The 11,378-nt window shown below is 68.0% G+C and carries 9 protein-coding genes; 3 read left to right on the top strand and 6 right to left on the bottom strand.

What is annotated here, in order from left to right:
• Positions 1–282: 282 nt before the first annotated feature.
• From E6R60_RS30730 to E6R60_RS30755, 6 genes are read right to left on the bottom strand one after another with little or no spacing between them, the layout of a single operon-like run.
• A complete protein-coding gene (locus E6R60_RS30730; protein WP_136329975.1) occupies positions 283–1,035 on the bottom strand; it encodes an ABC transporter ATP-binding protein in 753 nt (250 codons plus the stop codon).
• Positions 1,032–2,867, bottom strand: a complete 1,836-nt coding sequence (locus E6R60_RS30735; protein ID WP_136329976.1) for a branched-chain amino acid ABC transporter ATP-binding protein/permease — start codon at positions 2,865–2,867, stop codon at positions 1,032–1,034. The genes E6R60_RS30730 and E6R60_RS30735 overlap by 4 nt, the downstream gene beginning before the upstream one ends.
• Complete coding sequence (locus tag E6R60_RS30740) at positions 2,864–3,733, bottom strand: branched-chain amino acid ABC transporter permease (RefSeq protein ID WP_136329977.1); 870 nt, start codon at positions 3,731–3,733, stop codon at positions 2,864–2,866. Before E6R60_RS30740 ends, E6R60_RS30735 begins: the two co-directional genes overlap by 4 nt.
• A gap of 51 nt (positions 3,734–3,784) precedes the next feature.
• Entirely contained in the window at positions 3,785–4,939 is a 1,155-nt protein-coding gene (locus E6R60_RS30745) for an ABC transporter substrate-binding protein (RefSeq protein ID WP_168713705.1), read from the bottom strand.
• 5 nt (positions 4,940–4,944) lie between these two features.
• A complete protein-coding gene (locus tag E6R60_RS30750) occupies positions 4,945–6,693 on the bottom strand; it encodes a thiamine pyrophosphate-binding protein (RefSeq protein WP_136329979.1) in 1,749 nt (582 codons plus the stop codon).
• Positions 6,690–8,192, bottom strand: coding sequence for an aldehyde dehydrogenase family protein (locus E6R60_RS30755; RefSeq protein WP_136329980.1), 1,503 nt, complete (start codon positions 8,190–8,192; stop codon positions 6,690–6,692). The genes E6R60_RS30750 and E6R60_RS30755 overlap by 4 nt, the downstream gene beginning before the upstream one ends.
• 211 nt (positions 8,193–8,403) lie before the next feature.
• Here E6R60_RS30755 and E6R60_RS30760 point away from each other — a divergent pair, with 211 nt between their 5' ends.
• Genes E6R60_RS30760 through E6R60_RS30770 form a run of 3 tightly spaced genes read left to right on the top strand, consistent with a single transcriptional unit; the run spans position 8,404 to position 11,275 of the window.
• Positions 8,404–9,171 carry an IclR family transcriptional regulator gene (locus E6R60_RS30760; protein WP_136329981.1) on the top strand — a complete coding sequence of 256 codons (768 nt, stop codon included), beginning with the start codon at positions 8,404–8,406 and terminating at the stop codon, positions 9,169–9,171.
• A 53-nt stretch (positions 9,172–9,224) separates the two neighbouring features.
• Positions 9,225–10,430 (top strand): CoA transferase, encoded by a 1,206-nt coding sequence (locus E6R60_RS30765; protein WP_136329982.1) that lies wholly within the window; start codon positions 9,225–9,227, stop codon positions 10,428–10,430.
• A complete protein-coding gene (locus tag E6R60_RS30770) occupies positions 10,427–11,275 on the top strand; it encodes a citryl-CoA lyase (RefSeq protein ID WP_136329983.1) in 849 nt (282 codons plus the stop codon). Before E6R60_RS30765 ends, E6R60_RS30770 begins: the two co-directional genes overlap by 4 nt.
• Positions 11,276–11,378 lie beyond the last annotated feature (103 nt).

Below are 11,378 nucleotides of genomic sequence, written 5' to 3' on the forward strand. Positions count from 1 at the left end.
ACCATTCGCGGTCCGCCACTTCCGGGGGCTCGACGCATGCCCTGCGAGGACGGCAGTTCGGGGTTGACAGGGTCAGTGACCGGCCGCGTGCCGGGCTTCGCGAGAGATGCGGTACGTCCCCCGCGCTGTTCATGCCGCAACGTACGGACGGCCGCTGTTTCCGGGGCCGGACGGCGAAGGCCCGGTCATCCGGAATCCCTGACCAGCCGCTTCCCCCGGCGGCTGGTCAAGGCTTTGCCCGGACGTTCGTTCCGCGGAAACGATGCCTCTGCTCGGGCCCACTTACAGTCCGAGGTAGATCTGACGCACTCGCTCGTCGTGGGCGAGCTCCTCGGACGTGCCCGACATGGCGACGGAGCCGTTCTCCATGACGAGGCAGTGGCTGGTCACCCCGAACGTCAGTTTGGCGTTCTGCTCGACCAGGAGGAGCCCGAGTCCCTCGCCACGCAGTCGTACGAGGATCTCCAGGACGTTCTCGATGAGTTTCGGTGAGAGGCCCATCGAGGGTTCGTCGAGCAGCAGGAGCCTGGGCCTGGACATGAGGGCCCTGCCGATGGCCAGCATCTGCTGTTGGCCTCCGGACAGATCGCCGGCGGCCCGGCTACGGAAGTCGCGCAGGATGGGGAAGAGGTCGTACACGTGGGCGAGGGTGTCCCGGGTTTCGCCCTTCCATGACAGGTGGTAGGCACCGAGCAGCAGGTTCTTCTCGACGGAGAGCCCGGAGAACACATGGCGGCCCTCCGGTACGTAGCCCACGCCGTGGCGGACCATGTCGCGCGCTCGTACGTTGCTGAGATCGGTGTCACCGAGGGTGATCCGGCCGCTCGTGCGCGGGATGTGCCCCATGAGCGCCTTGAGCGTGGACGTCTTGCCGGCTCCGTTGGAGCCGATGATGCCCATGGACTCACCGGGCGCGACGCTCAACGCCACCGACCTGACCGCGCAGACACCGCCGTAGTGGACGGTCAGGTCGGTCACCGCGAGATGGTCGGTGCCCGCTTTCGGCGCGGTGGGGCCGCTGGTCTTCGTGGTCATCGCGGTACCTCCTGTGCGGCAGGAACGGGGATGTCGACTGGCGCCGAGTCGCCGAGGTACGCCTCGATGACCTCGGGGGTCGCCGCCACTTCGGCCGGTGTCCCCTCTGCGATGACGGCGCCGGCGGCCAGAACAGTGATCCGTTCGCACAGGGACATGACCAGTCCCATGTTGTGTTCGATGAGGACGACGGTGACACCTTGGTCGCGGATGGATCGGACGATTGCCGAGAGCTGGCCCACCTCCTCGCCGTTGAGACCGGCCGCCGGCTCGTCCAGGAGAAGCAGACGGGGTCTTCCAGCCATGGCCCGCGCGATCTCGATCCGTCGCTGGATGCCATACGGCAGAGACTGCGGGTGTGCGTCGGCGAAGGCGGTGAGCCCGTACTTCTCCAGGATGTGGTCCGCTTCGGCCTGGAGGCGGCGCTCGTTGGACAGGACGCCGACGGGCCACACGGCGTACTGCCAGGCCGCTGTGGTGCGCGAACGGTCGAGGACGACGAGGATGTTCTCGCGGACGGTCATCTGGGAGAACAGGCGCAGGTTCTGGAACGTCCGCGCCATTCCCCAGAGGGAGAGCCGGTAGGGCCGGGCCCGGCTGACGTCGCGGCCGGTTGCCACCACGCGGCCTTCGGTAGGCCGGTAGAGGCCGCTGATGACGTTGAACAGGGTCGTCTTGCCGGACCCGTTCGGGCCGACGATGCCCCGGATCTCGCCGTGCTGCACGGTGAGGTTGACGTCATCGAGCGCGGCCAGAGCCCCGAACCGCTTGGTGAGGTGGCTGATCTCCAGCGCCGGCCCACTGCCGGCTTCGCTGACGGGCACCTGATCGGCGGGGTCCGTGTCAGGCAGGTAGGGCCCCAACTCGGCGGCCCGTACGTCCTCGGTCTTCTTGCGTCGGTTGACGGCTTGCCGGATCCGCTCCGGGATTCCGGCAAGGCCGGTGGGGGCGAAGACCACCATGAGGACGACGACGATTCCGTAGCCCAGTTGCGCGTAGACGGCGAAGTCGACGAGTGCCTCACGGATCAGTACGAGGCCCACCGCGCCGACGACGCAGCCTATGAGGCTGCGCCGGCCTCCGATGATGACCATGGCCAGCAGCAGGAACATGTTGCTGAGGCTGAAGGTCTCGGGGGCGACGTATCGGATGAGGCCGGCGTACAGGATGCCGGCCGCTCCTCCGTACACGCTGGCGAGCAGGAACGCGGTCATCCGCAGCAGCGGGATCTCCGCTCCCATCGCACCGGCCGCCAGGGCGTCGTCCCGCATGGCGCGGAGCCTGCGCCCGAGCCGGGTCCGTACGACAAAGGTGCCGAACGCGAGGGCGAGCCCGAAGACCACGATCTCCAGGTAGTAGTAGAGGTACTCGTCGGCGAGATCGATACCGAAGAGCGGCGGCACCGGAATGCCCGAGATACCGTCCGCTCCCCCGGTGATCTCCGCGTTGGTGATCCAGTTGACGAATCCCAGTGCCAGGCCGAGTGTGACGATGCCGAGGTAGTGGGACTGCATGCGCAACGCCGGCAGGCCGACGAGGAGTCCCACCAGAACCGTGGCTGCCAGCCCGACGATCGCCGCGGTCCAGAAGCCGAAGCCGGAGTGGGTGGTGAGGATGGCCGTCGTGTACGCGCCGACCCCGAAGAATGCGACCTGGGCCAGGTTGATCTGGCCCGCGACGCCCATGACGAGCCCCATGCCGATCGCGAGCAGCGCGAAGATGATCGCGATGTCGACCACGTGGATCGAGTAGCTGTTCAGGCCGTAGGGGAGCAGGTAGGCGGCTACGCACCCCAACAGGATGAGGACCGGCTTGGATGTGAGGATGCTCATGCCCGGCTCACCGTCCTTTCGCCGAAGATTCCGGTCGGGCGGATCATGATGGCTACGGTGAAGACCAGGAAGGTGACCAGGACGGAGTAGCCCTGGAAGTGGTCGCCCGCGTAGGAGTCGAGGACTCCGATGGCCAGGCCGCCGACCACTGCTCCGGGGATGCTGCCGAAGCCGCCGAGCATGGCGGCCGCGAAACCCTTCACGCCGAGGGCGCCGCCCAGGGTGGCGTCGACGTAGAGCATGGGGCCGGCCAGGCTGCCGGCCAGGGCCGCGAGGCCGGCCCCGATCGCGAAGGCCAGTGCGTTGCTCCGGCCTACATGGATGCCAACGGCGGTGGCGGCCTCGTGGTCCATGGCCACCGCCTGCATGGCGGCTCCGGGCTTGGTGCGCTGGAGGAACATGGTGAGCAGGACCACGGCTATCGCGGTGATCGCGATGACCATCAGGTCGTACGTGCGGACACGGATGCCCATGACGTCGATGGGCCCGGACGTGATCGGAGAGGGCATGGCTCGTCCGGTGGTCCCCCAGATCAGGGTGGCGGCTGCCTGGAGGACGGTGCCGAATCCGATGGTGCCGATCAGCATCAGGTCGAAGTCCTTGTTCTCCAGCGGGCGCAGGACCCGCTCGATGACCAGACCGATGATGCCCGTGACGACGATGGAGATGATTGTTGCCGCGATGAACGGCATGTGTGTGGTGAGGTAGAACGTGGAGGCGGCGTAGGCGCCGATCATCGCGACGTCGGCGTGGGCGAAGTTGACCAGGCCCATGGTGCGGTAGACGACGGAGAATCCGACAGCGATCAGTGCGTAGATCGCTCCGAGGCTGAGACCTCCGACGAGGGTCTGCAGGGTTACTTGCATGGTGGCTCCCTGATGCCGGTGCGGAGCCCGGCTCTCGGCTCGACGGGCTGGTTACTGAGCTGCGGAGAGCTTTCCGTCCTTGATGATGCCGATGGTGGTCCTGAAGATGCCGACGCCGGTCTCGTCGTAGGCGAAGTCGCCGAGAAGGCCGGTGTACTTGGTGGCCCGGATCTCGTCGGCGAGCTTCTTGCCTGTGGCGCCACCGCTGTTCTTCAGCGCGGTGAGCACGATGTTGGTGCCGTCGTACGCCTTGGCTCCGTGGAGTTCGGCGTCCTTGCCGTACTTGGCCTTGTAGGCCGTGGCGAAGGCACGGCTGGCTTCGCTGATCTCGTTACTCAGGTAGGGCGAGCTGACAATCGTGCCCTCGGCATTCTTGGCGCCGGCGGTGTCGATGAAGACCGGGGTGCCTTGCGGGGCCGCTCCGGCGAACGGGGCGGTGATGCCGAGGTCGCGGGACTGCTTCACGATGAGGCCGGCTTCGACTTCCTCCGAACCGATGAAGACGGCGTCGGGCTTGGCCTGGCGGATCCGCGAGAGGGAGGCGCTGAAGTCCTTCTGGTCCGTGGTGACGACCTGGTCGGTGACCGGGGTGATGCCCGCCTCCTTGAGCGCGGCGGTGAAGGCGTCGTGCTCGCCCTTGCCGTAGGAGCCGTTGTTGGAGATCATCGCGATTTTCTTGAACTTCTTGGTCTTGACCAGGTAGTCGGCCAGTGTGGAGTCGTAGGTGGTGCTGGTGGGACCGTTGAGGAAGAGGAAGGGGCTCTTCACGTCGACGAGCGCGGTGGCCTGGCCGGAGGTGATGTTGGGTATCTCCGCCTGCTTGAGGATGGGTGCCATGGCCACGGTGACGGCGCTTTCCGCCGTGCCGATCATCGCGACGTAGTTCCCGCTGTCCAGCTTGCGCGCGATGTTGGTGCCGGTGGTCGGGTCGCCCTGGTCGTCGAAGACGGTCAGCTCGATCTTGCGGCCGTCGACGCCGCCCTTCTTGTTCCACTCCTCGACGGCGAGCTTGGCGCCCTTGGCCTCCCAGTCCCCCAGCGAGGCGAGCTGGCCGCTCTGCGCGTCCACCACCGCGAGCTTGATGGGACCGCTGCTGTCCGCGTCGTCGGAGGAGGAGTCACCGGGGGCGCTGCACGCGGACGCGGCGAGGAGAACACCGAGTGCGATGGCCGGGACGGTGACGATGTGACGGTTTCTTGCACGCATGGGGATCATCCTTCGTCCTGAAACTTGCCCTGGTAGATGTCGTTGATGTTCCAGTGGCCGGGCGTGGGGACCGGCTCGTTGACCATCGGGATGTCGATGACGGCGGGCCGTCGTCGCTCCACTGCCGTGGCGAGCACCTTCGCCAGTTCTTCGGCGGTGGTCACCTCGTAGCCGTCGGCCCCGCAGGACCTGCCGTATGCGGCGAAATCGGGGCTGTAGGACTCACCGTCCGGGCCGGTGAAGTCGCATCCGTATCCCCGGCCGTAGTTGGAGCGCTGGAGGTCGGAGATGGTGCCGTGGGCGCGGTTGTTCATCACGGCGAAGATGACCGGCAGGCCCTGCTCCACCGCCATCGGGACGGCCGGCAGCTGGGCGCTCATCCCGCCGTCGCCGATGAGGGCGACCACGGTGCGCTGTGGCTGCGCCATCTGCACGCCGACCGCGGCGGCGGGACCGAAGCCCATGGTGGAGGCTCCGCCAGGGGTGATGAAGCGGCCCTCGGGCGGCAGGTCGTAGGACTGGGCGACGCCGTTCTTGTTCCAGCCGACGTCGGTCACCAGGATGGCGTCGGCGGGAAGGGTTGCCCGCAGGTCGGCGAGGATGCGCTGGGGCCGCAGCGGGAAGTTGTCGCTGGCCCCGTTCTCGTCGGCGGTACTGAAGAGTTCGGCACGGCTGGTGGCGATGGTCTCCCGCAGTCCCGGCCGGCGGGTGGGCTCCGGCTGAAGAGCGCGGACCGCCGCCTCGATGGCGCGCACGGAGTGGCCGACATCGGCGACCGCTCCGATCTCCACCGGGTAGTTGCGGCCGATCTCAGCCGGGTCGATGTCGATCTGAATGAGCTTGCTCGGTGGGAAGTTCCAGGTGTAAGCGGCTTCCCAGGAGCTGGCGTCGGTCTCGGCGAACCGTGTGGCCAGAGCCAGCACCAGGTCGGCGTCCTTGGTGTGGGCGTGCGTGGAGTCCAGGCCCCAGAAGCCGGGCATGCCCAGCAGCAAGGGATGCCGGTCGGGGATGGCGCCCTTGCCCATGAGGGAGTGGGCGAGGGGGATGTCGAGGTGGTCTGCCAGCGCGAGCAGTGCCTGCTTGGCGTCGGAGGTGCGCAGTCCGCCGCCGAAGTAGATGAGCGGGCGCTCGGCCTCGACCAGGGCCCGGGCGATGCGCTCCGCGGTCTCCTCGGTGAGTCCGGGGAGCGCGCTGTCGGGTATGGCGTGCGATCCGGGGGCGTACGGCTCGACCTGGCGCGAGAAGAGGTCCATGGGGACGTTGACGAGCACGGCGCCGGGCCGGCCGGAGGTCGCGGTCCAGAAGGCGCGCTCCAGTGTCCGGGGCAGGTCGGCGGTGCGCTGGACGGGCCAGGCGCGCTTGCAGAAAGGCCGGTAGATCGCGGTCTGGTCGGCATCCGCGTGGAGGTTGACCTCCTGGTGCGGATGACGGCCGTAGTAATAGGAGGGGATATCTCCGGAGATGACGACGAGCGGGACGGAGTCCATGGCCGCCGTGGCGACGCCGGTGACCGCGTTCATCATGCCGGGGCCGACGTGGGTGAGCAGGACACCGGGCTTCCCGGAGGCGCGGGCGTAGCCGTCGGCGGCGTGGGCTGCGGCCTGTTCGTGCCGGGCGATCACGAAGTGGATGGGGCTGGGGCCGAGGGCGTCGAGGAGGGCGATGTTGGTGTGCCCGCACGTGCCGAATACGTATTCGACGCCGTACGACTCCAGCTGTGTGACGAGGGCTTCAGCGGCGGTAACGGTGGTCACTGGTTCTCTTTCGTGAGGTCATGGCGATCGCCCCAGATGGACAGCCCGCGGAGCATGAGGGTCTTGACGACGGTGTAGTCGTCGATCAGCCAGCGCGGCGACTCGCGACCGAACCCGGAGTCCTTGACCCCGCCGAACGGGATGTGGTCCAGGCGGTAGTTCGAAGTGCCGTTGACGATGAGTCCACCCACCTCCAGGCGACGCCAGGCGGTGAAGACGCGGTTGATGTCGTGGGTGTAGAGGCCGGCCTGGAGCCCGTAGCGGCTGGCGTTGCACTCGCCGATAACGGTGTCGAAGTCGTCGTAGGGCATCACGGCGACGAGCGCTCCGAACACCTCGTGGACGACGACGGACGCGTTCGCAGGCGGCCCGGCGATAATCGTCGGAGTCGCGGTGGCTCCGTCACGCGTACCGCCACGCAAAACCGTGGCGCCTAGTTCCTTGGCTTCGGCCGACCAGCGGACCACTCGTTCCGCCGCGTCCTCGTCGACCATGGATCCGATGTCGGTCAAGGGATCCATCGGATCACCGATGACCAGGGTGTCGACGGCGGCGGCGAAAGCGTCGAGGAAATCGGCATAGCGGCTGCGGTGCACGTAGACGCGCTGGACGGAGATGCAGCTCTGCCCGGAGTTGCTGTACCCGGTGCGTGCCGCGGTCTTGGCCGCTGCCTCGATGTCGGCGTCCTCGCACACGATGGTGGCGGCGTTGCCGCCGAGTTCGAGGGCCAGTCGCTTGGCGCCGGCGGCACGTGCGACAGCCGCTCCGGTGGCGGCGCTTCCGGTGAAGCTGATGACGTCGACCTCGGTGGCCGCGCACAGCGCGGCGCCGACGTCTCCCCCGCCGTGCAGCAACTGAACCGCTTGATAGGGCATACCACTGTCCAGCAGCAGGGCCACCACGGCGGCCGAGATGGCGGGTGCCTGCGGCGGGGCCTTCACGAGCGTGGTGTTGCCTGCGGCGAACGAGGCACCGAGCTTGTGGGCCAGCAGGTTCGCGGGAGCGTTGAAGGGCGTGATCGCGAGGGCGATTCCGGCGGGTGCGCGGTAGGTGAAGGCGCTGTTGCCGACCCCGGTGTCCCAGCCCGCGACCGGCAGGGTCTCGCCGTCGATGCGGCGGGCCTCTGCGGCGCAGACCTCGAAGGTCGAGGCGACCCGTTCGATCTCGACGCGGCTGTCCTTGACCGGCTTCCCGAGTTCCAGGGCCAGCAATTGGGCGAGTTGGTCACGGTGGGTCAGTGCGGCCGCGGAGGCACGCTGCAGGATCTCGGCACGTGCCGCCGGGGCGAGCGTGGCGACCTGTGGTGCGTACCGGCGGGCGTCCCTGACGGCCCGGTCGATTTCGGTGGGCAGAGCGGAAGGCGCCCGGCTGACGACGCGCCGCAGGTAGGGGCCCTGTCGTTCCGAGTCCGGCCCGTCGCCGGCCCACGTGCCCGCCAGGAACGGCTGTGCGTCGACGACATCCGCATCGGCGACAGATTTGAGGATGACTTCCAGCATCACTTCTCCAGACAAGCCATCTAGCGGTTTCCGTAGACCGCCTTGTGGACTGGCGTGTAACGTACGGGCGCCGGTTGGGCTTGGCAATAGCCCGGGCGAAAGAAGTTGAATTCTCAGGTTTCGCGCCGAATCGGTGACACCGGGCGGACCAGGCCGCGTCCTGGTGTATCCCTGACGAGCACTACAACACAGACCTCACGAAGGAGGAACCATGGATTCCGATCAAGGAGCGGGAGGCGTACGCAGTGTGCGCCGGGCCCTGGACATCCTGTCGCTGCTGACCGAGGACCAGCCCGTCGTCTCTCTCAAAACCATGGTGGAGGCGACCGGCCTGGCGAAGACCACCGTGGTCAGGCTGGTGCAGACCCTCGAAGGGTATGGGCTGCTCTGGTCCACGGACGCGGGATACACGGCGGGGCCGGGCCTGTGGCGCTGGGCGCATCTGGCCCACCGAGGCTGGGAATTGCCACAGGAGACGATCAAGCTGCTGCGCGCGCTGGCGGACCGGCGCGGCGAGACGGCGAACGTGATGATCCGACGCGACATCCACCGCGTCTGCGTCGCGCAGCAGGAGAGCCCTCAGCCGCTGCGCCATGTGGTGCGCGTGGGCGACGAGCTGCCGCTGTGGGCGGGCGCCTCGTCCAAGGTACTGCTGGCCGACGCGAGCGACGCGCTGCTGCAACGGATCGCGCTGACCTCGCCGCACGGCAAGCCGCATGTCGAGCGCCTACGCGAGTGGGCGGATCAGACCAAGCGTCAGGGATACGCGGTGAGTCACGGTGAGCGCGACGTCGGCCTCACCGCCGTGGCGGTGCCGCTCACCACCTCGTCCGGTGTGGTCGTGGCCTCGCTCTCCCTCAGTGGCCCCAGCGCACGCATCACCCAGGACGCGATCGACGAGTTCACCCAGGACCTGCTGCAGGTGGCCGCGCAGATCATGTCGCAAGGATTCGACCACCCTCTGGGTCCGCGGCGCTGACCACCTGCCGGAATGCGTGCCGTCCGACGGCACCGCGTGAGGAGACAACACTTATGGATGTGCGACCGCTCGACGGCATAAAAGTCCTGGACCTGACGAACGTCCTGGCAGGCCCGTACTGCAGTTACCACCTCATGCTCCTCGGGGCGGAGGTCATCAAGATCGAGCGACCTGGGCAAGGCGATCTGGCCCGCAACCTCGGCCCGGACGCCGACCTGAACCGTGCCGGGATCGGGGCTTCCTTCCTGGCCCAGAACGCGGGCAAGAAGTCCGTGGAACTCGACCTCAAGGATCCGGCCGACCGCGAGGTCTTCGAGGAGATGCTCGCCGGGGCCGATGTCCTCCTGGAGAATTTCCGCGCCGGGGTGCTCTCACGGATGGGCTACGACCAGGAACGACTCGACCAGATCAACCCCAGGCTGGTCTGCTGTTCCATATCCGGCTTCGGCCAGAGCGGTCCGATGAGCGATGCACCGGCGTACGACCAGATCATCCAGGGGCTCTCCGGGATGATGAGCGTCACCGGCACCGCCGACACCGCCCCACTGCGGGTCGGATTCCCGGTGTGCGACACCACGGGCGGACTGTCCGCAGCCCTTGCGGTCAGCGCCGCGCTGCTGCACCGGGAACGCACGGGCCAGGGCAGCCGGCTGGACGTGTCCATGCTGGAGACTTCGCTGTCGGCCATGGGATGGGCCGTCTCGAACTACATGATCAGCGGAGTCCCCCCGGAACCGATGGGGGACCAGAACGCAACCGCCGCGCCCTCTGGCACCTTCCGCACGGCGGACGGACCACTGAACATCGCTGCCAACCAGCAGCGCCAGTTCGAGACCCTGTGCCGACTGGTCGGCGCTCCTGAGCTCCTCACCGATCCCCGCTTCATCGAACGGGAAGGCCGTAAGGCCCATCGCGAGGAACTGAACGCCGCGCTCAACCACGCGCTTTCAGGGCGTCCGGCCGCAGAGTGGGAACAACTGCTGACCGCAGCCGGAGTGCCCGCGGCCCGTGTCCTCACCGTCCCGCAGGCCCTCTCCCAGCCCCAGTTGCGGCACCGGGGGTTCATCGCCGAACTCCGCAGGCCCGACGCCTCGGGCACCAGCCTGCCCGTACTGGGGAGCGGGGTGCTCTTCGACGGAGAGGCGTTCCTGCCCCGGACACCACCACCGCTGCTGGGTGAGCACAACAACGAACGGGACGAGCTCGCATCCCGCTGGGCCGCCACCGCCAACGCCACGAAGGAGGCGACACGTTCATGAGTGCGTCCACGTCCGCATCCGCCCACGACGAGGCCGCGCAGTGGTGGGCCACTGCCGTCAGCCACATAGAACCCGGTTCCATCGAACTACGGGACCGGCCCGTGCAGGACCTGATCGGGTCAGTCGGCCTGGTAGACACCCTGTGGCTCCTGCTGCGCGGGGCGCTTCCGTCACCACGCCAGTCCGCGCTACTGGAGGCGGCCCTCGTGGCGGGTGTGGACCACGGCCCTCAGGCGCCGTCGATCGCGGCCGCGCGCATGGCGGCCACCTGCGGGGTGGGGCTCAACAACGCGATCGCCACCGGCGTCAACATGCTCGGTGACGTCCATGGCGGAGCAGGCCAGCAGTGCGTGGAGATGCTTGAGGAGATCCGCACCCTTTTTGCGGAGAGCCAGGACTGGGACGCGGCCGCCAGCGAGGTCATGGCCCTGCGCCAGGCGCGTTCACGCTACCTTCCGGGCTTCGGCCATCGCTTCCACCCCGTCGACCCCCGCCGCGATCCACTCCTGAAGCTGACGGAGGAGGCGGTGGCCGCGGGGGTCGTGGCGGGCGACCACCTGCAGGCGGCCCTGGCCGTCGAACGCACCCTGCGGCACCGGCGCGCCGGCGCACGTCCGGTGCCGATGAACATCGACGGCGCCACGGCCGTCATCTACGCCGAACTCGGTTTCCCCGCACCGCTCGCCAGGGGCCTGTTCGTGATCAGCAGGTCGGTGGGCATCCTGGCGCACGCCTGGGAGGAGACCGGGCAGGGCCGACGGAACAAGGGCCCCATCCCTCGCTCCGTCCTGCCCGCCCGCCTGAACCCCGTCGTTCCGCGACTCGGCAAGGAATCCGCGTCTTGACTCTTGTCAGGCCGCTGCCACGTCCTTAACGTATGGAAGCGCCTCTCGGCGACCACCATGCGGGCCTAGCGAACCGCACAGCGGACCAAGATCCGCTTCCCGC

Origin of the sequence: Streptomyces sp. A0642 (assembly GCF_004795105.1) — a bacterium.
Taxonomy (GTDB): domain Bacteria; phylum Actinomycetota; class Actinomycetes; order Streptomycetales; family Streptomycetaceae; genus Streptomyces.